This window comes from Mesorhizobium huakuii (assembly GCF_030160235.1).
Lineage (GTDB): Bacteria > Pseudomonadota > Alphaproteobacteria > Rhizobiales > Rhizobiaceae > Mesorhizobium > Mesorhizobium huakuii.
In genome coordinates this window covers 180,039-205,398 of sequence record NZ_BSNY01000055.1, presented here as the reverse complement: position 1 = coordinate 205,398, position 25,360 = coordinate 180,039, and the positions used below count along the sequence as shown (strand labels likewise).

The following is a 25,360-nucleotide window of genomic DNA, read 5'->3' as shown; positions in this document are numbered from 1 at the left end:
CCCCTGGCGCGCTCTGCTAGCCGGAGCGCGCCGCATCCTCGTGGCATGGCATGACCGAAATATCTTCCCGGATGGTCGATACCACCAGCAAGTGCGTCGGCCGGATTGCCGGCGGGCTGCTGGGCCTGCTCATGGCGCTCATAATCATGGCATCGACCAGCCAGGCCTTTGCCCACGCCGCGCTGATCCAGACCGACCCGTCCGACGGTGCCGTGCTGGCGCAGGCTCCGAAGCAGTTCTCGCTGACCTTCAGCGAACCGGTTTCGCCCCTGGTGCTGACGCTGGTGAAGCCCGACGGCACGCCGGTTGCGTTGACATCCTTCCGCCTCACCAACCAGGCGCTCGAGATCGACAATCCGCAGGCGCTCAAATCCGGCACGCATGTGCTGAGCTGGCGCGTCATTTCGGCAGACGGCCATCCGGTCGGCGGCTCGTTGTTGTTTTCCATCGGCGCGCCAAGCGAACCGCCCGCCGTATCCGAAGCGGTCGACTGGCCGTCGCGGTCGGCGATCTGGATCGGCAAGGTCTTTCTTTACATCGGTCTTTTCCTCGGCGTCGGCGGCGCCTTCGCCCTTGCCTGGCTGGCGGGCAACGGAAGAGCCGGTCAGCGTTTTGTCATGGCCGCGATCTTGTGCGGCCTGGTGGCGACACCCTTGTCGCTCGGCTTTCAGGGGCTCGATGCGCTCGGAGCGCCGCTCCCCCATCTGGCGCAGCCGGTGATCTGGCGGACCGGGCTCGGGACCAGCTTCGGCTGGACGGTGCTGGTCGCCCTGATTTCGCTGGGTCTCGGTCTGCTGTCGCTGGCCGGCCCGCGTGTGCTCGCCAGGCCATTGGCGCTCGCCGGCCTCCTTGCCGTCGGCGTCGCGCTTGCCGCCAGCGGGCATGCCAGTGCTGCCGAACCGCAATGGCTGACGCGGCCGCTGGTGTTCGTGCACGGTATCGGCATTGCCTTCTGGGCCGGCGCGCTGGTGCCGCTCGGTCTCGCGCTGAAGCGCCAGACCGCTGGCGCCGTCGCGTTCCTGCGCCGCTTCTCCCGCGCGATCCTGCCTGTGGTGGCCGTGCTTGCCGCGGCCGGCATCGTGCTCGCCGTCATCCAGGTGCAGACGCCCTCGGCGCTGGCCGGCACCGCCTATGGCCGGCTGCTACTGATCAAGCTGGCGCTGCTGGTCTTCCTGTTCACGCTGGCCGCGGTCAATCGCTGGAAACTCACCGCTTCCGCCGAGGCGGGCGCCACGGAGGTGCAGCGCAGGCTTACCCGTTCGATCGCCGTCGAAATGCTGATCGCGCTGGCGATCTTCGGCGTCGCCGCGGGCTGGCGCTTCACGCCGCCGCCGCGGGCTTTGGCGATCGCGGCGGCGCAGCCGGTCTCGGTCCACATCCACGCGCTGGAGGCAATGGCCGATCTCAGCATCACGCCAGGCCATGCCGGGCCTGTCGCCGCCTCGATGATCATCATGACCGGTGATTTCGGACCGCTCGACGCCAAGGAGGTGACGCTGGTGCTGTCGAAACCCGATTCGGGCATCGAGCCGCTGAAGCGCGCGGCGACCAAGCCCGGCGACGGCAGCTGGCGTGTCGACAACCTCGTCATTCCGGTTCCCGGGCGCTGGATGGTGCGCATCGACATCCTGGTCTCGGATTTCAAGATAGTGAAGATCGAAGCGCCTGTGGACATCAGGCCGTAGCCGACAGATGTGATCGTTGTCGAACGGCCCGCATTGTGCGACGGCAACACAATTCGGCGAGGCGGTTGACGCGGCCCGAAAGGCCCGTCAATCATCTCCGGAAGAATGGGCATCCCGGCAAAATCGCGGGCTGCAACCAACAAGATCCGAAAGCAGGGAAGAAACGATGGAAAAAGCCGAAATCGGACTGATCGGCCTTGGCACGATGGGCTCCAACCTGGCGCTGAACATCGCCGAGCACGGGCACCGCATCGCCGTCTTCAACCGCACCCGCGCACGCACCGACGCCTTCGTCGAGAATGCCGGCGCGCTGAAGAACATGGTTGTGCCCTGCTACAGCCTGGAAGAACTTGCCGCCGCGATCCGGCCGCCGCGCCCGATCATCATCATGGTGCTGGCCGGCAAGCCGGTCGATGAGCAGATCGAAGCCTTGCGCGGCGTGCTGTCCAGCAACGACATCGTCATCGATGCCGGCAACGCCAATTTCCGCGACACGATGCGGCGCTTCTCCGAACTGTCCGGCTCGGGCCTGACTTTTATCGGCATGGGCGTGTCCGGCGGCGAGGAGGGCGCGCGCCATGGCCCGTCGATCATGGTCGGCGGCACGGAAGATAGCTGGAAGCGGGTCGAAAAAGTGCTGACCGCCATCTCCGCCAAGTTCAAGGACGAGCCCTGTGCCGCCTGGCTCGGCACCGATGGCGCCGGCCACTTCGTCAAGACCATCCACAACGGTATCGAATATGCCGATATGCAGATGATCGCCGAAATCTACGGCATTCTGCGTGATGGGCTCGGCATGGGGCCGAAGGACATCGGCACGGTGTTCTCCAACTGGAACAAGGGCCGGCTCAACTCCTACCTGATCGAGATCACCGCCAAGGTGCTCGCCGCCGACGACCCCAAGACCGGCAAGCCGGTGGTCGACATCATCCTCGACCGTGCCGGCCAGAAGGGCACCGGCAAATGGTCGGTCATCGAGGCGCAGCAGCTCGGCATTCCGGCGACCGCGATCGAGGCGGCCGTGGCGGCCCGCGTTCTGTCGTCGATCAAGGACGAGCGGCTGGCGGCCGAGAAAGCCTATGGCAACATCGGGGTATCGAAGATTTCCGGCGACAGGGATGCGCTGCTGAAAGATCTCGAACTGGCGTTGTTCGCCGGCAAGATCGCGGCCTATGCGCAGGGTTTCGCGGTGATGAGCGGCGCCTCGAAGGAGTTCAACTGGAACCTGCCGATGCCGACCATCGCCAGGATCTGGCGCGCCGGCTGCATCATCCGCTCGCAGATGCTGGATACTATGGCCGAGGCGTTCAGCAGCGGCGGCGCTTCGACCAATCTCTTGATGGCGCCGGCTTTCATCAGCTTGATGCAGGAAGCGCATCCGTCGCTGCGGCGTATCGTGGCGAGGGCTTGCGAAGCCGGCGCGCCGGTGCCGGCGCTGTCTTCGGCGCTTGCCTATTTCGACAGCTACCGCCAGGCCCGCGGCACCTCGAACCTGATCCAGGCACAGCGCGACTTCTTCGGCGCGCATGGCTTCGAGCGCATCGGCGAGCAGGGTGCCTTCCACGGCCCATGGGGCAGCGGCGCAGCGGGTTAGAGTGTTTTTTTGACGCAATTCCCAAGGGAAAGCGCTACGCGCTTTTCCCGGGAAAACCGCTTCACGCTTCCTGGAATTGCTCTAGTCCAAGGAGCGCTGGTAGGCCAGCACCTCGCCTGGCACGCTGAGACTTTGCAGCGAGCCGGGTGCGGCGCCGCCGATCCAGCCGAGCACGGAGCGGGCGAGTTCGGAGCCCGCCAGCCGGAAGTTCTCGTTGACGATCAGTAGTTCCGGCCGGAACAGATGCAACAGGTCCGATGATTGCTTGGAGACGATGTCCACATCGCGGCCAAGCTTGAGGCCGGCGTCCTCGATGCCGGCGACGAGCGCAAGGGTGGCGGCGGCGGCGCTGCTGACAAAACCGTCCGGCCTGATGTCACGGCGCATCAACTGCGCGGTCCTCGTCCTGATCTGCTCGATCGAATGGTCGATCGATACGGTGCTGAACGGGATCTCGCTGGCGCCGACCTCGCTCAGCGCATCGGCAAAGCCGTTGACCGTATGGCCGTAATAGGTCAGCCCGACGGGCGGCGTCAGCAAGGCGAGCTTGCGGCGTCCCATGCTGGCAAGTCGCCGGACGGCTTCGACCGCGAAGGCATGATTGTCGAAATCATGGTAGGGGTGGACCAGCCCCATATCGGTGCGGCCATGCGTGGCAAAGGGAATGCCATGCTCCAGCATATAACGGGCCCTGGCATCGTTCGGCTGCGTGCGTGAAATGATGACGCCGTCGGCGGAACCGGTCTCGACCAGGTAGCGTATGGGATCTAGCGGATCCTGCGAGCGCGAATAGGGTGTGACGATCAGGTGGTATGGCGTGTCGGCAATGACCTCCGAGACACCGTAGATGATGTCTGAGACGAAGCTCATGATCTCGCGGTCGGTGTTGAGCACGAGGCTGATGACATTGGTCTTGCCGGTTCTGAGCCTGACGCCGGCGCGGTTCGGGCGGTAGCCGATCTGCTTGGCGACGAGCTGGACGCGGCGCCTGGTTTCGGCGCCGATCTCGGGAGCATCCTTCAAGGCGCGCGACACGGTGGTGACGCCGAGCCCGGTCATGAAGGCGAGCGTCTTCAGCGTTGGCCGTTCTTGCGCCGACGCTTCCTCGTTTTTTTCCGTATGCCGTCTGTCCATTCGTCCCGCCCGTCAGGCGCATAGCAGCCGCAGGCCGGGTCGGCAATCGCCGTGATTGGCGGCGTGGCATGTTTTCAAACCCGGCAATCCGTCAATATACTGAAACGTTACAGATTGCCAATCGCGCTGCGCTGGCCGGCGAATTCGGAGGACGACATCGAGTTGCGAATTTCCTTGAGAATCCAGCGCGAAACGCCGCCCTGGCGATGTTCTTTGTCACTTTCATGGATCATTTCATATTTTGCACTGCAATTGCTCATATTGCGGCGCACAACGACAAGGTCGGTTGATAGATTTTATTCGCGGCTCGAAAAAATATCGAACGGTCTCCACGCCTGGGGTTGCGCCATCCACGCAATTGCCGTATCGAAAATCTGTAACGTTTCAGATTCTGGGAGGAACCGAAATGCGATACAAACTTTTGACCGCTGCCCTGGCGGCCACGGCCGCGCTGCAATTCGCCGGCCCGGCCGCCGCGACGGACCTGGAAGTCACTCATTGGTGGACTTCCGGCGGCGAGGCGGCGGCGGTCGCGGAACTTGCCAAGGCTTTCGACGCCACCGGCAATCACTGGGTCGACGGCGCCATTGCCGGCTCCGGCGGCACGGCACGGCCGATCATGATCAGCCGGATCACCGGCGGCGACCCGATGGGCGCCACCCAGTTCAATCACGGCCGACAAGCGGAAGAGCTGGTGCAGGCCGGCCTGATGCGCGACCTGACCGATGTCGCCACCAAGGGCAAGTGGACCGAGGTCGTGCGGCCGAAGAGCCTGCTCGACAGCTGCACCATCGACGGCAAGATTTACTGCGTGCCCGTCAACATCCACTCCTGGCAGTGGCTGTGGCTCTCGAACGACGCCTTCCAGAAGGCCGGCGTGCCGGTGCCGAAGGACTGGAATGAGTATGTGGCCGCCGCCCCGGCGCTCGAGAAGGCAGGCATCGTCCCGCTGGCGGTGGGCGGGCAGGCCTGGCAGTCGTCCGGCGCCTTCGACGTGCTGTTGGCAGCGGTCGGCGGCACCGACACCTTCCTCAAGGTCTACAAGGACAAGGACGCCAAGTTCGCGGCTGGTCCCGAAGTCGCCAAGGTGTTCAAGGCGGCCGACGATGCGCGCAAGATGGCCAAGAACACCAATGTGCAGGACTGGAACCAGGCCACCAACATGGTCATCACCGGCAAGGCCGGCGGCCAGATCATGGGTGACTGGGCGCAGGGCGAGTTCCAGGTTGCCGGCAAGACCGCCGGCAAGGACTATACCTGTCTTCCCGGCCTTGGCCTGAACGAGGTCATCGCCACGGGTGGTGACGCCTTCTATTTCCCGGTGCTCAAGGATGCCGACAAGTCCAAGGCGCAGGAGGTCCTGGCCGAAACCTTGCTCGACCCCAAGACCCAGGTCGCCTTCAATCTCAAGAAGGGCTCGCTGCCGGTGCGTAGCGATGTCGACCTTAACGCCGCCAACGACTGCATGAAGAAGGGGCTCGCCATCCTGGCCAAGGGCGCCGTCATCCCATGGACCGATCAGCTGCTCTCGCAAGACAGCCAGAAGCAGAAGGAGGACCTATTCTCCGAGTTCTTCGCCAAGCCCGAGATGACCGTGGAGGAGGCGCAGAAGCGCTTCGCCGCCATCATCGCCACGGCGGACTGATACCGCCGGCTTTCCTTCCGGTCCGGTTAATTCCGGGCCGGGAGGGCGCGCCCTTATCCGATCCAGCATGGCTGCACCGATGAGCAAGAGCGAACGCCCCAGTCGACTGTTTCGCAATCTCAATGCGAAGGTCGCGTCGATTCCCATGATCCTCACCGCGCTGGTGGTTTTCGTCGGCGGCACGGCGTGGACGGTGCTCTATTCCTTCACCAATTCGAAGCTGTTGCCGCGGCTGAATTTCGTCGGCCTCGACCAGTATTACCGGCTGTGGGCAACCCCGCGCTGGCTGATCTCGATCGAGAACCTGCTGATCTACGGCGTTATCTCGCTGGTTTTCTCGCTGGTGATCGGTTTCATCCTCGCTGCGCTGCTCGACCAGAAGATCCGCTTCGAGGATACGTTCCGCACCATCTTTCTCTATCCCTTCGCGCTCTCCTTCATCGTCACCGGCCTTGTCTGGCAATGGCTGCTCAATCCGGATTTCGGCATCCAGGGCGTGATACGAAGGCTTGGCTGGACGAGCTTCGATTTCGATCCGCTCTACAATTCCAGCATCGTCATCTACGGCATATCGATCGCCGCGCTCTGGCAGGGCACCGGGTTGATCATGTGTCTGATGCTGGCAGGCCTGCGCGGCATAGACGAGGATATCTGGAAGGCCGCGCGGGTGGACGGGATTCCGATGTGGAAGACCTATCTGTTCATCATCATCCCGATGATGCGGCCGGTCTTCATCACCACGCTCGTCATCATCGCGTCCGGCATCGTCAAGGTCTACGATCTCGTCGTCGCCCAGACCAGCGGCGGGCCGGGCATCGCCTCCGAAGTGCCGGCAAAGTATGTCTATGACTATATGTTCTTCGCCCAGAATCTCGGCCAGGGTTTCGCAGCCTCGACCATGATGCTGCTCTCGGTGATGATTGTCATCGTGCCGTGGGCCTATCTCGAATTCGGAGGCAGGAAGCGTGTCTGACCAAGCCGTTTCCCTGTCCGTGCCGTCCGGCGCCGCCCATGCCGATGCCTTGGGGCCGAGCGGACCGAAGCCGCGTCACATATTCTCACGCCGCAACATCTTCCTCTATGGCACGCTCATCGTGGCGGCGCTCTACTACCTCCTGCCGCTCTATGTGATGATCGTCACCTCGCTCAAGGGCATGCCGGAGATCCGCCTCGGCAACATCTTCTCGCCACCGCTCGAGATCACTTTCGAGCCCTGGGTCAAGGCGTGGTCGACAGCCTGCACCGGCCTCAATTGCGACGGACTTTCGCGCGGCTTCTGGAACTCCGTTCGTATCACCGTACCTTCGGTGATCCTGTCGATCGCGATCGCCTCCGTAAACGGCTATGCGCTGGCCAACTGGCGCTTCAAGGGCGCCGACACGTTCTTCATCATCCTGATCGTCGGCGCCTTCATCCCTTATCAGGTGATGATCTATCCGATCGTCATCATCCTGCGCGAGATCGGCCTCTATGGCAGCCTGAGCGGCCTGGTGATCGTTCATTCCATTTTCGGCATGCCGATCCTGACACTGCTGTTCCGCAACTATTTCACCTCCATGCCGGAGGAATTGTTCCGCGCGGCGCGTGTCGACGGCGCCGGCTTCTGGGGCATTTATCTGCGCATCATGCTGCCGATGTCGCTGCCGATCTTCGTCGTCGCCGTCATCCTGCAGGTGACTGGCATCTGGAACGACTTCCTGTTCGGCGTCGTCTACACGCGCCCCGACACCTATCCGATGACGGTCCAGCTCAACAACATCGTCAACTCCGTGCAGGGCGTGAAGGAATACAACGTCAATATGGCGGCGACCATCCTGACCGGGCTGGTTCCGCTCGTTATCTATTTCATTTCCGGCAGGCTTTTTGTGCGTGGCATTGCTGCCGGCGCGGTGAAAGGGTGATGATGGCAGAAATCGCGAACCCCAGCGTATCGATCCAGAACCTGTCGCTGAACTACGGCGCGGTGTCGGTTCTGCAGACACTCAATCTCGATATCGCCGAGGGCGAATTCATCGTGCTCCTGGGGCCTTCCGGCTGTGGCAAGTCGACCTTGCTCAACTGCATTGCAGGGCTGCTCGACATTTCGAAGGGCCGCATCTTCATCAAGGGCAAGAACGTCACCTGGGAAGAGCCCAAGGATCGCGGCATCGGCATGGTGTTCCAGTCCTATGCGCTCTATCCGCAGATGACGGTGGAGAAGAACCTGTCCTTTGGCCTGCGCGTCGCTGGCCTGCCCAAGGAGGAGATCGCCAAGCGCATCGCGCGCGCCGCGGAGATCCTGCAGATCGAACCGCTGCTGCAGCGCAAGCCCTCCGCACTGTCCGGCGGCCAGCGCCAGCGCGTGGCGATCGGGCGGGCGCTGGTGCGCGATGTCGACGTGTTCCTGTTCGACGAACCGCTGTCCAATCTTGACGCCAAGCTGCGATCCGAACTGCGCGTCGAGATCAAGCTGCTGCATCGCAGACTGGAGAATACCATGATCTACGTCACCCACGACCAGATCGAAGCGATGACGCTCGCCGACCGGATCGCGGTGATGAAGGGCGGCGTCATCCAACAGCTCGACGCGCCGCAAACCATCTACAACCGTCCGGTCAACCGGTTTGTCGCCGGATTCCTCGGTTCGCCGGCGATGAATTTCATCGAGGGTCAGCTGGAAGCCGGCGATGCCGGGGCGTTCACCGCCGACGGGGTTTCGATACCGCTCGACCGCTATGAGTTCGACAAGGACCGCGGCAGCGCGGGCAAGCCCTGTGTGTTCGGCATCAGGCCCGAGCACGTCGCCTTTGGAGATGCGGCCAAGGCCATGCCGTTCACGGCCGAGTCAGCCGTCGAGATCGTCGAGCCGATGGGCTCCGACACGCTGGTGTGGACCAAGCTCGGCGGCCGCAATTTTTCCTTCCGCGTCGAGGCGGAAAAGACGTTGCGCACCGGCGATCCAATCCGGATCGGCTTTGACCCAGCCCGCGCCTCGCTGTTCGATACCCCATCCGGCAACCGCCTATAGCTCCCAAGCCTTCCTCCCAAGCCCCACCATACCAAGCAGAACGGACAGAGACGATGAACTGGTCATTCCAACTTTACAGCGCCCGCAATTTTCAGCCCTGGGAGGCCGTGCTCGCCACGCTCGGCAAGCTCGGCTACACGCAAGTCGAGGGCTTCGGTGGCGTCTATGAGAATCCCAAGGCCTTCCGCGCGGAACTCGACAAGAACGGGCTTTCGATGCCGACCGGGCATTTCTCCATCGATGCGCTGGAGAAGGATTTCGACGGCGTGCGCAAAACGGCCGAAGCGCTCGGCATCAAGCTTCTGATCTGCCCCTATCTGATGGCCGAGGACAGGCCGTCCGACGCCGCCGGCTGGCGCGGCTTCGGCGAACGCCTGGCCAAGGTCGGCGAGGTCGCCTCGCAGGCCGGCTACGGCTTTGCCTGGCACAACCATGATTTCGAATTCAAGGCACTCGCCGACGGTTCGGTGCCGCAGGATCACATCCTGTCTTCCGCCCCCGCTATCGGCTGGGAGATGGACCTCGCCTGGGTGGTGCGCGGCGGCGCCGATCCGCTGCCCTGGATCGAGAAGCACGGCAAACGCATCGTCGCCGTGCATGTCAAGGACATCGCCAGGCCCGGCGAAGGGCTGGACGAGGATGGCTGGTCGGATGTCGGCCACGGCACGATCGACTGGGCCAACCTGATCAAGGTGTTGCGGGCCAAGAGCGCGGCAAAATACTTTGTCATGGAACAGGACAATCCCAACGACATCGAGCGCTTCGCCCGCCGCTCGATAGCATCCGTCAAGGCTTACTAGGAACAATCATCATGGCAAAGAAACTGGGTATTGGCGTCATCGGCTGCGGCAACATCTCGAAGGCGTATTTCTCGCTGTCGCCGCTGTTTCGCGGCATCGAGATGCGCGCCTGCGCCGACATCAACATGGACGCGGCCAGGGCTCGGGCGAAGGAATTCAAGCTGCGCGCCGAGACCGTCGAGGACCTGCTCAAGGCCGACGACATCGACATCATCGTCAACCTGACGATACCGGCGGTGCATTACGAGGTGTCGAAGCGGGTGCTCGATGCCGGCAAGCACGTCTATTCGGAAAAACCGTTCGTGCTCTCGCTCGAGGAGGGCCAGGACCTCAAGGCGCGAGCTGCGAAGAAGGGGCTGCGCATCGGCTCGGCGCCCGACACCTTCCTCGGCGGCGCGCACCAGCTGGTGCGTGAGCTGATCGACGAGGGCAAACTCGGCAAGATCACCAGCGGCACCTGCCATGTCATGGGTCACGGCATGGAACATTGGCACCCCAATCCGGATTTCTTCTTCCAGCCGGGCGCCGGACCAGTGCTCGATATCGGGCCCTATTACATCACCAACCTGATCCAGCTGATCGGGCCGGTAAAACAGGTGGCGGCCTTTGCGACAACCCCGGCCAAGGAGCGGACGATTTCGTCGAAACCGCGCGCGGGCGAAAAAATCCCGGTCAACACGCCGACAACGATCCATGGCCTGCTGGAATTCGAGAACGGCGCCGTGGTGACGTTGAACACCAGCTGGGATGTCTGGGCTCACGGCCACGCGCCGATGGAACTCTATGGCGAAGCGGGCACGGTGTTCGTGCCGGATCCGAATTTCTTCGGCGGCGACGTGCGCTTCACCGAAGAGGGCAAGCCGGTCAAGAAGCTGCCGAAATGGAAGCACCCGCTTGGCGTGCCCAATGAAATGCACGGTCAGGGCATGATGGCCAACTACCGCACGGCAGGTCTCGCCGACATGGCATTGGCGATAGTCGAGGGGCGGCCGCATCGTTGCTCGATGGAGTTGGCGCTGCATGCCGTCGATGTCATGACCGGCATCCTGCGTTCCGGCGAAACCGGCAAGTTCGTTGCCATGCAGACCACTTGCGAGCGGCCAGCGGCACTTGGCGTCAAGGCGGCCAAGGAACTGCTGGCGAAGAAGTAGGCGCATAGATTATCGATAATTTTGACTTGCCCCTCTCCCCGTTCGGCCGGGGAGAGGGTAAAAGGGCGCCGGGCCGGCTCACCGCCTTTGCGATGAAGCTACCCGGCCTGTTCAGCTTCGAGGATCTTTTCCCATGCCCTATGTCGCCGCCGAAAATCGCTACGAAAAAATGATCTACAACCGCTGTGGGCGCTCCGGCCTCAAGCTGCCGGCGATTTCGCTCGGCCTGTGGCACAATTTCGGCAATGACACGCCGCACAAGACCAAGCAGGCGATCGTGCGCAAGGCGTTCGACCTCGGCATCACCCATTTCGACCTCGCCAACAATTACGGACCGCCGCCCGGCTCGGCCGAAACCGCTTTCGGCGAAATCCTGCGCACCGATTTTTCCGCCTATCGCGACGAGCTGATCATCTCGACCAAGGCCGGCTATGAAATGTGGGCCGGCCCTTACGGTGAATGGGGCGGGCGCAAATACATGCTGGCCAGCCTCGACCAGAGCCTGAAGCGGATGGGGCTCGACTATGTCGACATCTTCTACTCGCACCGCTTCGACCCCGACACGCCGCTGGAGGAAACCATGGGGGCGCTCGACCATGCGGTGCGCTCGGGCAAGGCGCTCTATGCCGGCATCTCATCCTACAATTCGCAGCGCACACGCGAGGCCGCCGACATCCTCAAGCGGCTCGGCACGCCCTGCATCATCCACCAGCCGAGCTATTCGATGCTGAACCGCTGGGTCGAGGAGGACGGACTGCTCGACACGCTGGAAGGGCTCGGCGTCGGCTCGATCGTGTTCTCGCCGCTGGCCCAGGGCATGCTGACCGACAAGTATCTCGGCGGCATCCCCGAAGGCAGCCGTGCCTCGCAGGGCAAGTCGCTTAAGTCGGCCTTCATCAACGACCGCACCATCGCCAACATCAAGGCGCTCAACGCAATCGCCGGCAAGCGCGGCCAGACGCTGGCGCAGATGGCGCTGGCCTGGGTGCTGCGCAAGGGCAAGGTGACGTCGGCGCTGATCGGCGCCAGCCGGCCGGAGCAGGTCGAGGACTGCGTCGGCGCCCTGAAGGTGCTCGACTTCAGCGATGCCGAATTGGCCGAGATCGACAGCTACGCGCGCGAAGCCGACATCAATCTGTGGGCGGCCTCCGCCGAGCGCAAAGGCCCACCGAGGAAATAAAGCTATCGGACAAGCCGGCAAATGAAAACGGCGGGAATCTCTCCCGCCGCTTTCATGACAAGCAAAAAATGTCAGGCAAAATGGCCGGGCCGTCAGGGCGTCTTCGGCTTCTGCGCGGTGCCCAGCCCGGCTTTCGGCTTTTCCGGCGCGGGAGCAGGGGTCTTCATCTTCGCCTCGATCCAGTCGCCGTAGTTGGCCAGCCGCGTGTAGATGCCATAGGCGTCCTTGTGGCCGCAGGCGGCGCTGCCATCGGCCGGGCCTTCGCCCCAGCTGACGACGCCGACCTGGACCGGACCGCCGGTACCAGTCATGAACAGCGGGCCGCCGCTGTCGCCATTGCAGGCATCACGCACGCCGCTGGTGGTGCCGGCGCAGATCATGTTGCCGGTCAGCGGATCGGTCATGTCGGCGGCGATCGCATTGGCGGCCGCGTCGATGCCCTTCTCCGAATAGCGCATGCGGTGGGACAGATCGCCAAGTGCCGCCTTCAAATCATGCGCATAGATGGCCTTGATGCCGCTGTTGCAGGCGCTGTTCGGCTGCAGATCGAGGTCCGCGACCATCAGCGTGGTCGGGAACGTTCCGTCCTGCATCTTGCCCCAGCCGGTGACGGTGGTCTTGCCGGTGTCGGGGGTCGCCTCGCGGGTAAGCTTGATGGTCGGCGCATCGGCCGGCTCGGCAAGCCGGAGCAGGCCGAGGTCGTTATCGAGCGTCTGCTCGCTGTAGCCCTCGTTGACGATGACCTCCACCACCTTGTGGCGCTTGCCTTCGCTGAGATCGGTGGCGCCGGTCAGCACGGTGACCGTATCCGGCGAGATCGGCCTGCCCTTGTCGTTGAGGCAGTGCGCCGCCGTCAGCACCCATTGCGGGGCGATCAGGCTGCCGCCGCAGAATTGCGCATTGGCCTGCGAGGCCGGGTTCTCGTCCAGCCTGGCGGTGGTGAGCAGCGCGACCTGGAACGGATAGGCGCCCTTTTCGGCCTGGTTGCCGCCATAGACCCGGTCGGCGCCGTCGGGGTTCTCCGCCGCTGCCTTGGCCCTGGCCTCGGTCACCCGCTGCATCGGCGAGACCGCCGCTTCAGGCCTTGCGGTGCTTTCATCCGCCCGGCCGTGGTTGATCGATACAAAGGCAGCGGCAATGCCAAGCAGCGATGCGGCAAGGATTGGCCCGAACCGATTTGTGATGTGCACCTGAACCTCCTCAGACAATTCTCCCGCGCGGATCGACGCCGGGCATCGTGCAAGGAGGTGTTGCCGGTTCAGCGATCCGCACGCGTGCCGTCTCGAAATGGCGCGCGATCGGTCACAAAACCGAATCCCACTTTTGCTAACCGTGCCCGCGAGCAGAACCCGCACAAAATCCTATAGCCCCCCACGGGCTACGTGGAAGCGATTTGTCATTGCCAATCTTGGATTATTTTAGGCAGTATACCGCTGCAGTGTTTTTTTGGCGGGGGCCTTGAAAATGACAGCCTAGAACAACGCTCGCGGGGAATGCCGGCGAGCAGACTCATTTTTCGGCGTCACCACGATCTCGACAATATTTCTGTATTTTGATCCAGTCCTTGCTGACTTTTGGGAGAGTCTCACCATGACAAAACTGACAAAGGCACTGATTGCGTCCGCATTGCTTTCCACTGCAATGTGGACGGTCCCGGTTTTCGCCGCCGACCCTGGTTCCGCCAGTGCCGGCAATGGCGAAAGCATGCGGGACGTTACTTCAGGCGACTTCAAGGCCGGTCGGGCAAAACCGATCACGACCCCAAAGCTTACTGATGAAGACAGCCGCGCCGCGCCGCTCACCGACGAGAAGGCGGCCGTCAAATCCTATGGCATCGTCGGGCGTTCCGCCGATGGCAAGGAGATCAAGATCGAGCCGAGCGAGGCGTTGCGCGAGCTCATCATCAAGGAACTGAACGCGCCGGCCAATGGCGCGGACGGGGCTGAGCGCAAGACCGAGGATCCGGGGCTCGGCGAAGGCGAGGCCGGGCGCCAGGTTTTCGGCCCCGACGATCGCGAGCAGGTCAAGAACACCAAGACCTATCCATTCTCGGCCATCGGCTATCTGGAAGCCAAATCGACCAAGACGGGCAGTTATGGCAGCTGCTCGGCGACGCTGATCGGCCCGCGCACGGTGCTCACGGCGGCGCATTGCCTCTACAGCCATGAGGACAAGGACTGGCTCTCGGAATATCTGTTCGTGCCAGGCCTCAACGGCAGCACCGCCGATGACGCGCCGTTCGGCGCCTTCACCTATGAGAGCGCCTATGTGCTGCAGGGCTTCATCGACAACTACCAGGGCTATTACGGCTCGGTGATCCCGTGGGATCTCGGCATCATCACGCTGAAGCAGGATGTCGGCACCAACCTCGGCTGGCTGGGTTACGCCAATTATGACGATCTCGGCGACTTCACCGCCAATCTCGTCGGCTATCCCGGCGACAAGCCGATGGGCACGATGTGGAAGGCCAGCTGCGAAGTGCATGCCGAGAACATCGCTCCGGAATATTTCCAGTATGACTGCGATACGTTCCCGGGGTCGAGCGGCAGCTCGGTCTATGCCTACGACACCAAGTCCAAGCAGCGCATCATCACCGGCGTCAACGTGGCGGAAAGCCCCGAGGCGAACACGGCGGTGCGCCTGAACGCGGCCAACGTCCAGTGGATCAACAGCCTCTACAAATAGTCGCTGCGCGTTCGCGGTGAAGACAAAGGCGGCGGGTCAAACCTGCCGCCTTTTTCGTGCCGATCCTTCCGCATGGCTTCCCTTGCACGCGGCCGGCGCCCCGACTACGCTTGGCCTGCCAAGGGGCGAGGCGTCCAGGGAGCTCAAGGGATGGGGCGGACAAGGGCAGTGTTCGGGATCGCGGCCGCATCGATGCTGGGCGCGATGATGCTTTCACCGGCTTTTGCCGATTCCGCCCCTGTCGGCGGCGCCTGGGCGGAGCGCGTGCAGATCCTCTATCAGGCCGACACACGCTCCGTGCTGCGCAGGACCGTGCGCGTCTGGGATTTCCATCCGGAGAAGAACCTCGACTTCGTCTGGGAGCCGGCGGGGGGCGAGTCGCCCGACAGGACGATCGCCGAGGACGGCACCATCAACGGCAAGGGCAGGCTGGTGTGGCGGGTGCGCGGCTCGGCGAGCTATGACCCGAAGACGGTCTACTCCAGCTATTTCGGCGATGTCAGGAACGGCCGGCCCGACGGGCAAGGCCGGCTCGAACTGCGCTCAGGCGAGGTTTTCGACGGCCATTGGCTTGGCGGAGAACTCAACGGCATAGGCATCCATGTCGATGCCGACGGCAACCGCTATGAGGGGCAGTTCGTCGACGGCGTCCCGAATGGCGAGGGCCGGTTGCTTTCGAAGACGGGCGAAATATTCGCCGGCTCCTTTGTCGGCGGGCTGAAGAACGGCAAGGGCCAGACCCGGCTCGCCGGCGGCACGGTCTATGAATCGCAATGGGTGATGGGCAAGGAGGTCGGCGGCTCACGTCCCGACGTTCTGGCCGATGCCAGGGTCGGCGGTCTGCTCAAGGCGCAGGCCGGCGGCGGTGATGCCGACAAGGTCGAGATCGGCGTCATCGTCGACCAGCGCATGACCCAGCAGGCCGACATGAAATACCAGCACCTGGCGCGCGACGAGGACATCGCGATCTATCCGGAAGACACCCTCTACAACGACGCCTGGAACGGCACCGGAACGGTCAAAAACACAAATGTCTATGACGGTCCGGACTGGGAAAACGCGCCGGCCTTTGCCGAGGTTGACCTGAAGACGACGGACGAGTCCAGGGTCAAGCTCGACAGCCTGGAAATGAAGGTCGCCGCCAGCGACGCCTACCGCAAACCCATGCTGTCGATCTCGGAGCATTTCGGCTGCATCGGCTTCAGGCCCGATTTCTCGATCGTCAACAATGGCTGGGGCGATGCCAAGGACATGAAGATGTCGATCCAGTTCACCACTGTGGACGATGAGGGCAATCCGACCGGCCAGCCAAGCCGCATGTTCACCAAGGACATCGGCAGTTTCGGCGATGGCGTCGACGTGTCGATCAAGAGCGTGCTGGACGAGGCCGGCGTCGATACGGCGAGCCTGGAAACGGGGCGTTTCCCCTGTCCCTCGGTCGACAGCCTCAATGTCTGCCGCAGCCAGTTCACCAACAAGATCAAGTTTGGCGAGGTCGGCGACTATCTCGGCAATTTGAACCAGGCGATGATGCTGAACGCGATCGGTAAGTTGGACTATTCCTGGGCGGACGATCAGGGCAATGTCTATCAGCAGAGCGAGCCGTTCCGCGCCCAGGTAACCATGGCGGTCTTCGAGACTCCCGAATCGATGGCCGAATGCGGCGATGGCGGTGGCGGCAGCCCGGAAGCGATGCGCTACCAGAACATCGAATTCCCGATCGGCAAGCACGACTACACGATCGCCATGCCGGTGCGCGGCAACAAGAATGTCGGCGCCTATACGGCGCGGCTGAAGATGTGGTCGGCGATGTCGTCGATCCACAGCTTCAGTATCGCCGCGCATTTTGCCGATGGCAGCGTGCGCGAGAGCAAGCCGGTGACCTTCTTCTATTTCCGCCCAAAGCAATCGCTGTTCGAGACCAAGACCGAGCCCGCGGCGTGCTATCTGCCCCGCCAGATGATGGGCTGCGGCTAAGGTATGTCGATATTCAGGTGAGGCCGGCCTGCGAATGGCAGTCTCCTGCGCTTCCCCGTTCTACTGCGTCGCAGTAGAACTGTGCTCACGTACTTAAGTACGCTCCGCTCCGGTTCTCGGAGACCACCATTCTCGACTCGGCCTGACCTGAATCTCAACATACCTTGGTCGGCAGACGCTACTTCCGGCCCATCTCGAAATAGTTGGGCAGTGGGATGAGCCTGACGAAGATCGTGCCTTGGGGAAAGACACGCAGTTCCAGCATTGAACCCGAGGAGCGTTGCGCACTCTGGTCGAACAGGAAATTTCCGAGCGAATAGACTTCCGCCACATCGCCGCCGGCAAGTGGGACGATCGTCTCGCTCGAGACATGCGGATGGCCACCGACAATGACTGAAGCGCCGCGCAGCCGCATCTCATCGGCAAGCATCTCTTCGCGCGCCGATGGCTCGGTCTTGTACTCGCGGCCCCAATGGACGAAGGCGACGACCGGCCGCTTGGCATTCTCGTGCAGCAGCCGGTCAAGCAAGGCAGGGGTGAGCAAGTCGGTGTTCCTAGAACCGTTGGTGTCGATGTCGGTCAGGCCGACAAGGTCGAGATCGGCCAGCGCCAGCGTCTCGCCCTGGCCGAAATGCGGGATGCCGGCTTCGTCCAGCGCGCGCAGCGTCTCGGCATAGCCGGACGGGCCGAGATCGTAGGCGTGGTTGTTGGCGAGGCTGACGCCGGCGACGTGCAGCCGCTTCAGCATGCTGGCGGCGAGGTCTTCCGGCATGGCCAGTGTCATGTCGTCGATCGCTTCCGGCACGTTGGGCAGGATGACGCCTTCGAGATTGACGATCAGCGGTCGCGATCCGGTCAGCGAAAGGATGCTGTCGACGATCTTGTCGGCCACGCCGTCGCGGACCAAAATCTTCTTCATGGCGCGGCCGAAATTCACGTCGCCGGCGAGATAATAGATACTGTCTTTCGGCCGCGCCGGATTGTTGAAGCCCGGACCGAAGGCGCCGAACAGCGCCACGACATAGCTGGTGGTGCGCTCGACATAGTCGGACGTGTGTTCCTGCGAGTTCTCGTTGGCGACCACCAGCGGCTGGGCGCCGAACAGTTCGCGCTGCAGCCGGGTCTGGATGTAGAGTGCGCCGACGGAATCGGCATGATCGGGCTGGCGAAGGGCCGCGATGCCATCGAGCGAAGCGGCGGCCAGCATGTTCAGAGTCTGCTGGTCGAAACGCCTGGAATCATGCTGCGGCAGGTAGTGCGAGAAGTCGGTGGATTCGACGATCAGCGTGTCCTGGTCGACAATCGGTTTCAGCGCCTCGGCCAGCCTGTCCCAGTCGCCGCGCTTCGCCTTCACCGACATTGCCACCGGCACGATCTTCGCCTCCGGGAAATAGTGGTGGAGGAAGGGCAGCATGGCGCGCACGCCATGTTCCCTGTCGAACAGGCAGGAATCCTCGACAATGTCGGCATGTGTTTCGAGCAGGCGCACGGCATCGCTGTCGGCCGCCACCGGGCCAAGCACGGTGTCGAAGCCGCGCGCCGTGGTGGCGTAGAGCTTGTGCGTCTTGTGGAAATGGTCAGGCGACAGGATGACGATGCGCTTGTAGCGAAAGCCGGACGCGGCATGAAAGCCCAGCGCCAGCAGGTCGGCTGCCAGCAGGTGATGCGGCACGGTGATGCCGGTCAGCCGCTGGTTTGATGGCTGGATAGTGGCGACGCTGGCGATGGCGTCCTTGAACAGCGTGGCGTCGTCGTAGAAGGGTGGAAAGTTTTCGGTGCCAGGCGGGCAGACGACCGGGGCGGCCCGGGCCGTGCCGCCGAGAACCAGAGAGAACATGGCGACCGTCAGCAGGCGGGCTATCACGGCTCGGCCAACACGATATTCTCCACGCCGCCGACATAATAGAACGGCTTCTGCTTCGACGCGGTCAGCCGCACCACTTCGCGCGAAATGAAATCGGCGAGCCCGAACAGCGTGACGCCGCCATCCGAGGTCCTCGCCTTGCCGCGCAGGCCTTCGAGGATCGAATAGGTGAAGACGCCGTGGCCAAGCTCCGGCAATTCGGCGGCGGTGTTGTTGGCCGCGGTCGCCGAAAACACGACGATGCGCGCGTCCTGCGCGTCCTTTTCCAGGCGCGGATTGAAGGCGTTGGCGGCATGGCAGGTGTCGAGCAGCATGAAGCGCATGCCCTTGGCCCGCTCGACCGATTTCTGGATGTCACCCCAGTCGACAAGCGAAGAGCGCTTCCAGCGATCGGCATCCTGTTTGCGGCCATCAGTCGGGATGAAATAGTAATCCTCGTCGATGTTGATGCCATGGCCGGCGACGAAGACGATGGTGGTGTCGTGCTCGCCAGGCTTGTCGAGGAAATCGGCAAGCTGGTCGTCGATCGTGTGCGAGTCCGGCTCCATGATGTTGTCGGCGCCGGCGACCGTGTAGGTCTGCTTGGCCTTGTCGGGGCTCTCGTCGAGCGCCTCGCGGTTGACCAGAACCAACGTCTCCATCGACGCGAACAAAGGCGCCGACTTCTGCGCAACCACCTTGAGGAACTCGGTGGCGTCGTCGACGGGGTAGCGCAAATCGCAGGCATGGCCGGAACAGGCGTCGGTCAGGAACGGATATTTGTCGACGCCGATGACCGCGACATAGAGCTTGCCCTTGGCCTCGGCCTTTTCGGTCTTCCTCGCCAGCGTCGTCACGCTGCGTTCGGTCAGATAGTCATATTCGTTGGTGCCGGTGATGCGGATGGTGTTCTGGCCATCCTCGACCGGCACCTCGACGATTGTCTTGTTGCCGTCGGCCGAACGCGTGGCGATGTCGCCGACATTGCGGCTGTTCGACAGGATCGAGAAGCCGGCGACATCGGTGCCGGCTTCCTTGGCGCCTGTTATCTCGACGGCGACATAACCGTCGCGGACTTTGCTCTGGTCGTCGGCGAGCCGAATGCCGAATTCCGGCGGCTTGCGCTGCAAGAGCTTCTGCAGCTCGTTGTCGACGCCCGGCCGCATCTCCTGGACCGCCTGTTTGGCGCTGCGCAGGATAATCGCCCGGCGCACCATTTCCGGGCTCCAGAGATATTTCTTCAACTGGCCGGCGCGGATGAAGCGGCCTTCATGGTCACGGCCCTGGTTGACGTGCCAGCCGATCAGCTTGTCGCCCTCGTCCGAGGAATAGTAATAGCCCTGCGGCATCCAGGCGATCCATTGCGGGCCGGCAAAGAACATCGACACGATCAGCTCGTGCGTCTTCAGGTTCCACAGCCTCACCGTCTGGTCGGCGCTGCCGGTGACCAGCAGGCCGGCTTTCTGCGAGGCGGCCATCGCGTTGATTTCGCCGGTATGGCCGGTGAATTCGCCGGAAATCCTGGCGGTCGCGGCCTTGTATTCCAGCAGCGTGCCGTCATTGCCGCCGGTGATCAGGCCAAGCCCATTGTCGATCAGCGTAAAAGCCGAATGGACAAAGCCGTTGGTGGCGTCGTTCTCGATCGAGCGCACCACCTTGCCGCCATTGGCAATCTCCAGCACCGCGTTTTCCAGCGCGTCCTTGCCGCCCACCGTGGCGTGCAGCGACCACTCGCCATCGCTCAGCGCGGCGCGGGCAAAAGAGCCCGGCTCGGCCAGCGGCTGTGGGTCATCGAAGAACCGCTCGGCGGTGGGCAGTTCCAGCCTCTTGTCCAGCGCGCCCAGCTGTTCGGGACAAGCCACGCGCTCGGGGCAAGGGTTGGCATTCCCCCAGGCGATGATGCCGTTTGCCGGATCGACGCCGACAGCGGTCACCGGTTCGCCCACTCCTTGGAGCAAGGCCTTGCGTTCGCCGGTAGCCGGGTCCCAGACCTGGATGGCGTTGCGGGTACCGCCGGCCGTCGCCACCAGCGAGCCGTCGGCATTGGCGACGCTGGCATAGACCGTGCCGTCATGGCCGCTGTAATCGAGCATCTTCTCGCCTCTGTCGGTGTTCCAGACGACGGAGCGATGCTTGTTGGCGCAGCGGTAGCCGCAGGACGCGACCAGCCGCGATCCCCTGGCGAAGGTCAGCGAGCCGATGAGAAAGTCCTGCCTCGGCATGGCGCGCGCCAGCGTGCCGTCGGCGGCATGCCAGAGCTGGACCTGCCCGTCCTTGCTGCCGGTGGCAAACAGGCTGCCGTCCTGCGAGATGGCCAGCGCCAGGACGCTGATGTCCCGCAAGGGCTCGGCTTCATCGGGCAAGGCGATTTCCTCGCCCTTGGCGACATCCCAGAGCCGGATGCCGTTGTCGGTCGTCGTCGCCGCCAGCCGGGTTCCTCCCTCGGCAAAGGCCAGCTTGTCGATGTGCCAGGAATCGGCGTCGAGCTTCTTGTCCAGCGTCCAGCCCGTCGCTGATTTGTCGTCGAGCCGCCAAAGATAGACCATGCCGTCGCCGCCGCCGGCTGCCAGTGTCTTGCCATCGGGCGAGAAGGCCAGATCATAGGTCGCGTAGTCGGCGGCCTTGAGCACGGCCTTCATCTTGCCGGTGGCGAAGTCGAACAGCCTGATGTCGCCATAGGGCGGCTTGTCGCCGAGACCGGCGCCGAAATACCCGCCGGCGGCGATCGTCTTGCCATCCGGCGAGACCGCGACCGCGAAGATCTTGCCGTCGCTGCCATTGCCGAGATAGCCGCGAATGGTGCGTAGCGTCACGCCGCTCTGCCAGTCCCAGATGCGGATGGTCTTGTCGTCGGATGCCGAGACAAGATCCTCCCCATCGGGCGTGAAGGCAAGATCGGCAATCCGGGCGGTGTGGCCGCCGGTATCGAGGTCGAGATGGAAATCCGGGGCGTCCTCGGCGCGGGCGGCTGAGGCCGTGATCAAGGCTCCAGCCATGGCCAGCCAGCGGCAGGCGCGCATGAGGCGGAATCTGGGCCCGGGTTTCCCCATCGCTATTTGACTTCGGCCGCTGGTTGTCCGTTGCGAACATAGGCCTCGATCGCCGTGGCAAAAGTCGGCGAACCCGCCTTGCGCTGCTTGTCGACATAGCCGGCGAAATAGCTCCAGAACGAGACGGCGTAGTCGCGGAAATAGGCATCGGTCACCTTGCGCGAGCAGAGGTCGCCATCGACGCAGAAGGACAGCCGGTTGAGGAAATAGACGATGCGGTCGAAATTCTCATTGAAGTCGGCGAGCGGCATGTCGCCGCCCGAAGCGCTCATCGCCTCGATGCCGATGCGCTGGCGGAACACCTGTTCCTCGGTCGGCGAGGGGTTGGCGCTGAGCAGATTGTCGTATTTGGCGTTAAGGGCGGCAAGACGATCTTTCAACGCCCGTTGTGCCTGCTGGTAGTCCTTGGTTTCCCAGAGCTCGACCAGGGACATGGTCTGCTCGACGCGCTTCTGTTCCTGGTTGGCCAGGAACTGGTAGATCGAGAATGCCAGGGTGAAGATGATGGCGAAACGCACCAGCAAGCCCGACCAGGCATAGACCAGCATGCGCCAGTCGCGATCGGTGAAGGGATTGCTCTCCTTCTTGATCTCATGGCTACTCGGCCAGGGAAAACCTTCGGTGGTTTCCGGCAGCGTCTCCTTCGCCGCCGGCGCCTTTGCGGGCGCGGCCACCGGTGTCTGCTTTGTCGTGCCCCCCGGCTTCTTCATTTGCAGCTATCCAGTTCGATGGTGGCGGAGGGATCAAGCACCACGCCCGGCGCTTCAAGCTGCTTCTTCAGGCATGCCAGTTGCGGGCGCGAGACTATGAACTGCATGTCCGGCTCGGCCGGGGCCTTGTTCGGCGAGGGCAAGGCTTCGACCACGCCGCGCGAGGCGCAGCTCGAGAGATCGACCACCACCGCGTCACTGCTGGTCTTGGCGAACTGGTCGTACTGATCGAGGAAGCACGTTGCCAGTTCCGAATTGAGAACCACCTGCTTGGCGCAAAGGCCGCATGTGTCCTGCGCAGACGCATTGGCGACCAGAAACAGGCCGCCGGCAAGTCCGGCAACCGTTGCGCGCCAGGAGAAAAAAGACTTCTTCACAATCGATCCTATCTGCTTCGTCAGCCGCCGAGCCCTTGGCTGCGGCTGGGGGATGTTCTCATATCGCGCCAATCGCGCAAGAGCCGGCTGTACGAGGCCGTGTGGCCGTGGTCCGGAGCTCAGGCGCGTGGCACGGTCTCCATCGGAAAGATCATCACCGCCCCCTTCGGGCCACTTTTGTCGGCAAGCCGCATCACCGAACGGGTCGGCGGCGCCATGCCGATATCGGCGAGCATGTCGGAGAAGCTGGCGGGACCGAGGCCGCGCGTCATCGCCGCGACGCCGTCCTGCGCCAGGAAGCTCAGATCTTCCTTCTCGCTTTCCGGCGGCGCTTCGGTCAGTACCGCGATCATCCGCTCCATGCCGAAGCTGGTGTCGGTGAAGGCAAGCAGCCCTTCCTGCAGCGTGGCCTGCGGTGCCAGGCGTTCGGCGACGATGTGGGTGATCGAATAGTCGCTGCCGACATAGAGCACGTTGATGTCGACCAGCTGGTCCGAGCTGTTCTTGGCCAGCACATGCACTTCGTCGCCCGGCGAGACGCGTGGCACCGCGGAGGCCTGCAAGGGCTCGAGGCCGTCGGTGTCGCGGCGCTTGATCTGGAACTGGACGTCGACATCCTCGGGCTTGTAGTCGGAGGCCGCCGCCAACCGCGACAGGCCGGTGGCGCGGAAGATGGTGCGCAAATTCCTGCCCGTGGCGTCGACCAGCTTCTGGCGGTCATCCGGATGGATGATGATCAGCGGCGGCTTGCTGCCGTCCTTCAAGGTCACGTCGCCCGACGCCGGCAGGAACCACAGCGCCGGCTTGTCTGACGCGTCCCCGGCGGCGCCGGCAATGGCATTCTCGCGCATCACCGCGAAGCGCAGCTCGGCGCTCTTGCCCGGGTCGACCAGCTCGATGTTGAAGCCGGTTTCCTTGGCTGCCGCCAGCTCATCGAGAACCGAATTGACGAGCTCGGCTTCTTTCTCCAGCCCCTTGGTCGCGGCCGGCCGCGCCACAGTGAGCCTGTAGTCGACGGCGATCTCCGCCACCCGCGCATAGGCGTTGGCGGGGATGTCGGCGAGCTTCAGTGCCGGCTTCTTCTCGAACTCGACCGGCTTGACGCGGCTTTCCAGGTTCTTGGCCGACTGCACTTCGAGATAGCCGACCGCGTCGGACAGCGACGACAGCGCTGACGGCAGGATGGCAAGCTTGCTGCCGGGCGTAAGGCGATGCAGCAGGCCGGCGCCGATCGTCGCCTCACCGTCCTTGACGACGATGGGCCACTGCATGACGGCGTCGGTCTTGTCGGTGCCGAAGACGCGCGCGTCGAGTTCGCCCTCGAACAGCGGCGTCGGCCGGGTGCGGCTGTCGGCCGAATATTGCTGCAGCACGGCCTGGCCGAGCTGGCGATAGGTGACATTGGGGTTTTCGGCGAGCTTCGACAGGATGGTGAAGGTGAACAGGCCGAAGCGCGGCGCATCCGCCGTGCCCTTGGGCAGCTGCATCTCCGGCGTCGTCTCCACCGTTTGTGCGGCATAGAAGGCGACCAGCTTGCCCTTGGTGATCGGCTCGCCACCGGTTGGCGTCAGGTTGAAGGCGGGCTTGCGCGCGCCATTCTCGTCGAGGCCGCGCGAGGCGCCTGCGACAGTGTCCTCGTAGGCCTTGACGGCCGCCGCTTTTGCAGCCTCGTCGCCGCCGACCAGATCGGCGAATTCGACCTTCCGTTCCAGCTCGTCATCGACCTCGACGGCGCGCGTCGCGGTGCCGGAATGGCAGCAGTCGAAGACAGCCCAGACGAAGGCGCCTTTGTTGCGGATGGCGTCGAGCGCATCGCCGATCTCATTGTCGACCAGCGCGTTCGGCACGCCGGCGTCGCGATTGATCCACTTCTCGATGTCGACGGGCAGGAAGATCTCGTCGAGCCCGTCGGTCTCGTCGCCCTTGACCCTTTCGGGCTGCTGGGCGCCGTGGCCGGACAGATGCAGATAGACGAAATCGTCGCGCTGAACCTTGGCGGCAAGGTCGGCGAGCGCCGCCTTGATCGCCGCATGGGTCGGTAAGCCCTGGGCGCCGGGCACGTCCTTGGCGAGCAGCGTGACGTTTTCGGGCGCGAAGCGCACCGGGTCGGGCACGTTCTTCAGCAGATACTCGTGCACCAGGCCGGCATCGTTCTTCGGGCCGATCAGCCAGTTCCTTTGCGGCAGGGCAGGATATTCAGTGCAGGCGACCAGCAGCGCATGATAGGTGCGCGATGCCGCCAGCGCCCGGAACGAGAGCGTACCGGCCGCCATCAGCACGGACGTGCCGACAAGCAGCGTCCGGCGTGTCAATTTGATCATATCGCTTCCCCAAGCCCGATCGAATTTCCCAAGCGAAACCACCCTCGTCGAGGATTTTGTCAGTATTTTGAATGTCGCCGCGCCATCTAGCCTGCCGTCATCAAATGCGCCGGCACGTTATCGACCGGCCCGGGGCAACAACAGAAGAGTAGCAAAGACGACGGTTCGTCGCTATCTGAATGGGATCAGGCGGTTTGCACG

Annotated in this window: 19 protein-coding genes; 12 read left to right on the top strand and 7 right to left on the bottom strand. The window is 63.3% G+C overall.

Translation table 11 applies throughout. From position 1 onward, the window contains the following. Window positions 1-71: 71 nt before the first annotated feature. Both QQK95_RS29580 and gndA read left to right on the top strand, forming a co-directional pair. A complete protein-coding gene (locus tag QQK95_RS29580; protein ID WP_409371718.1) occupies window positions 72-1,685 on the top strand; it encodes a copper resistance CopC/CopD family protein in 1,614 nt (537 codons plus the stop codon). 166 nt (window positions 1,686-1,851) lie between these two features. After that, window positions 1,852-3,279, top strand: coding sequence for an NADP-dependent phosphogluconate dehydrogenase (gndA, locus tag QQK95_RS29575; RefSeq protein WP_284277939.1), 1,428 nt, complete (start codon window positions 1,852-1,854; stop codon window positions 3,277-3,279). An 81-nt stretch (window positions 3,280-3,360) separates the two neighbouring features. On the opposite strand, the gene QQK95_RS29570 is transcribed toward gndA, so the two are convergent. Continuing rightward, a complete protein-coding gene (locus tag QQK95_RS29570; protein WP_284277938.1) occupies window positions 3,361-4,413 on the bottom strand; it encodes a LacI family transcriptional regulator in 1,053 nt (350 codons plus the stop codon). A gap of 68 nt (window positions 4,414-4,481) precedes the next feature. Between QQK95_RS29570 and QQK95_RS29565 the strand changes: the two genes are divergently transcribed. From QQK95_RS29565 to mgrA, 8 genes are all read left to right on the top strand, one after another. Further along, window positions 4,482-4,703, top strand: coding sequence for a hypothetical protein (locus QQK95_RS29565; protein WP_284277936.1), 222 nt, complete (start codon window positions 4,482-4,484; stop codon window positions 4,701-4,703). A 116-nt stretch (window positions 4,704-4,819) separates the two neighbouring features. Further along, entirely contained in the window at window positions 4,820-6,058 is a 1,239-nt protein-coding gene (locus QQK95_RS29560; protein WP_284277935.1) for an ABC transporter substrate-binding protein, read from the top strand. Between the two features lie 79 nt (window positions 6,059-6,137). Next, entirely contained in the window at window positions 6,138-7,031 is an 894-nt protein-coding gene (locus QQK95_RS29555) for a carbohydrate ABC transporter permease (protein WP_284277934.1), read from the top strand. After that, on the top strand, window positions 7,024-7,959 hold the full coding sequence (locus QQK95_RS29550) for a carbohydrate ABC transporter permease (RefSeq protein ID WP_284277933.1): 936 nt from the start codon (window positions 7,024-7,026) through the stop codon (window positions 7,957-7,959). Before QQK95_RS29555 ends, QQK95_RS29550 begins: the two co-directional genes overlap by 8 nt. Window positions 7,960-7,961: 2 nt before the next feature. Beyond that, window positions 7,962-9,065, top strand: a complete 1,104-nt coding sequence (locus QQK95_RS29545) for an ABC transporter ATP-binding protein (RefSeq protein WP_284278020.1) — start codon at window positions 7,962-7,964, stop codon at window positions 9,063-9,065. 53 nt (window positions 9,066-9,118) lie between these two features. Further along, the gene (locus QQK95_RS29540) at window positions 9,119-9,865 is read left to right on the top strand and encodes a sugar phosphate isomerase/epimerase family protein (RefSeq protein ID WP_284277932.1); all 747 of its coding nucleotides are present in this window, start codon (window positions 9,119-9,121) and stop codon (window positions 9,863-9,865) included. Window positions 9,866-9,876: 11 nt separating this feature from the next. Next, window positions 9,877-11,016, top strand: a complete 1,140-nt coding sequence (locus QQK95_RS29535) for a Gfo/Idh/MocA family protein (protein WP_284277931.1) — start codon at window positions 9,877-9,879, stop codon at window positions 11,014-11,016. 133 nt (window positions 11,017-11,149) lie between these two features. Next, the gene (mgrA, locus tag QQK95_RS29530) at window positions 11,150-12,196 is read left to right on the top strand and encodes an L-glyceraldehyde 3-phosphate reductase (RefSeq protein WP_284277930.1); all 1,047 of its coding nucleotides are present in this window, start codon (window positions 11,150-11,152) and stop codon (window positions 12,194-12,196) included. A 92-nt stretch (window positions 12,197-12,288) separates the two neighbouring features. Here the strand turns inward: mgrA and QQK95_RS29525 are convergent, their stop codons facing one another. Further along, window positions 12,289-13,386, bottom strand: a complete 1,098-nt coding sequence (locus tag QQK95_RS29525; RefSeq protein WP_284277929.1) for a S1 family serine peptidase — start codon at window positions 13,384-13,386, stop codon at window positions 12,289-12,291. Between the two features lie 400 nt (window positions 13,387-13,786). Between QQK95_RS29525 and QQK95_RS29520 the strand changes: the two genes are divergently transcribed. Then, on the top strand, window positions 13,787-14,881 hold the full coding sequence (locus tag QQK95_RS29520) for a trypsin-like serine peptidase (RefSeq protein WP_284277928.1): 1,095 nt from the start codon (window positions 13,787-13,789) through the stop codon (window positions 14,879-14,881). Between the two features lie 168 nt (window positions 14,882-15,049). Next, window positions 15,050-16,858, top strand: coding sequence for an MORN repeat-containing protein (locus QQK95_RS29515; RefSeq protein WP_284277927.1), 1,809 nt, complete (start codon window positions 15,050-15,052; stop codon window positions 16,856-16,858). Window positions 16,859-17,036: 178 nt separating this feature from the next. Here the strand turns inward: QQK95_RS29515 and amrB are convergent, their stop codons facing one another. The 5 genes from amrB to QQK95_RS29490 form a co-directional block, all read right to left on the bottom strand. Continuing rightward, complete coding sequence (gene amrB, locus QQK95_RS29510; RefSeq protein WP_284277926.1) at window positions 17,037-18,722, bottom strand: AmmeMemoRadiSam system protein B; 1,686 nt, start codon at window positions 18,720-18,722, stop codon at window positions 17,037-17,039. Continuing rightward, window positions 18,719-21,685, bottom strand: coding sequence for a caspase family protein (locus tag QQK95_RS29505; protein WP_284277924.1), 2,967 nt, complete (start codon window positions 21,683-21,685; stop codon window positions 18,719-18,721). The genes amrB and QQK95_RS29505 overlap by 4 nt, the downstream gene beginning before the upstream one ends. Window positions 21,686-21,753: 68 nt before the next feature. Next, window positions 21,754-22,461 carry a DUF4760 domain-containing protein gene (locus QQK95_RS29500; RefSeq protein ID WP_284277922.1) on the bottom strand — a complete coding sequence of 236 codons (708 nt, stop codon included), beginning with the start codon at window positions 22,459-22,461 and terminating at the stop codon, window positions 21,754-21,756. Next, window positions 22,458-22,838, bottom strand: coding sequence for a hypothetical protein (locus QQK95_RS29495; protein WP_284277920.1), 381 nt, complete (start codon window positions 22,836-22,838; stop codon window positions 22,458-22,460). Before QQK95_RS29495 ends, QQK95_RS29500 begins: the two co-directional genes overlap by 4 nt. 119 nt (window positions 22,839-22,957) lie before the next feature. Continuing rightward, on the bottom strand, window positions 22,958-25,159 hold the full coding sequence (locus tag QQK95_RS29490; RefSeq protein WP_284277919.1) for a caspase family protein: 2,202 nt from the start codon (window positions 25,157-25,159) through the stop codon (window positions 22,958-22,960). Window positions 25,160-25,360 lie beyond the last annotated feature (201 nt).

Excerpts from the sequence above, each read along its gene's own strand:
- QQK95_RS29560 (WP_284277935.1), top strand. The coding sequence starts at position 4,820 with ATGCGATACAAACTTTTGACCGCTGCCCTGGCGGCCACGGCCGCGCTG.
- QQK95_RS29535 (WP_284277931.1), top strand. The coding sequence starts at position 9,877 with ATGGCAAAGAAACTGGGTATTGGCGTCATCGGCTGCGGCAACATCTCG.
- gndA (WP_284277939.1), top strand. The coding sequence starts at position 1,852 with ATGGAAAAAGCCGAAATCGGACTGATCGGCCTTGGCACGATGGGCTCC.
- QQK95_RS29555 (WP_284277934.1), top strand. The coding sequence starts at position 6,138 with ATGAGCAAGAGCGAACGCCCCAGTCGACTGTTTCGCAATCTCAATGCG.
- QQK95_RS29520 (WP_284277928.1), top strand. The coding sequence starts at position 13,787 with ATGACAAAACTGACAAAGGCACTGATTGCGTCCGCATTGCTTTCCACT.
- QQK95_RS29570 (WP_284277938.1), bottom strand. The coding sequence starts at position 4,413 with ATGGACAGACGGCATACGGAAAAAAACGAGGAAGCGTCGGCGCAAGAA.
- QQK95_RS29500 (WP_284277922.1), bottom strand. The coding sequence starts at position 22,461 with ATGAAGAAGCCGGGGGGCACGACAAAGCAGACACCGGTGGCCGCGCCC.
- QQK95_RS29580 (WP_409371718.1), top strand. The coding sequence starts at position 72 with ATGGTCGATACCACCAGCAAGTGCGTCGGCCGGATTGCCGGCGGGCTG.
- QQK95_RS29540 (WP_284277932.1), top strand. The coding sequence starts at position 9,119 with ATGAACTGGTCATTCCAACTTTACAGCGCCCGCAATTTTCAGCCCTGG.
- QQK95_RS29490 (WP_284277919.1), bottom strand. The coding sequence starts at position 25,159 with ATGATCAAATTGACACGCCGGACGCTGCTTGTCGGCACGTCCGTGCTG.
- mgrA (WP_284277930.1), top strand. The coding sequence starts at position 11,150 with ATGCCCTATGTCGCCGCCGAAAATCGCTACGAAAAAATGATCTACAAC.
- QQK95_RS29565 (WP_284277936.1), top strand. The coding sequence starts at position 4,482 with ATGTTTTCAAACCCGGCAATCCGTCAATATACTGAAACGTTACAGATT.
- QQK95_RS29545 (WP_284278020.1), top strand. The coding sequence starts at position 7,962 with ATGGCAGAAATCGCGAACCCCAGCGTATCGATCCAGAACCTGTCGCTG.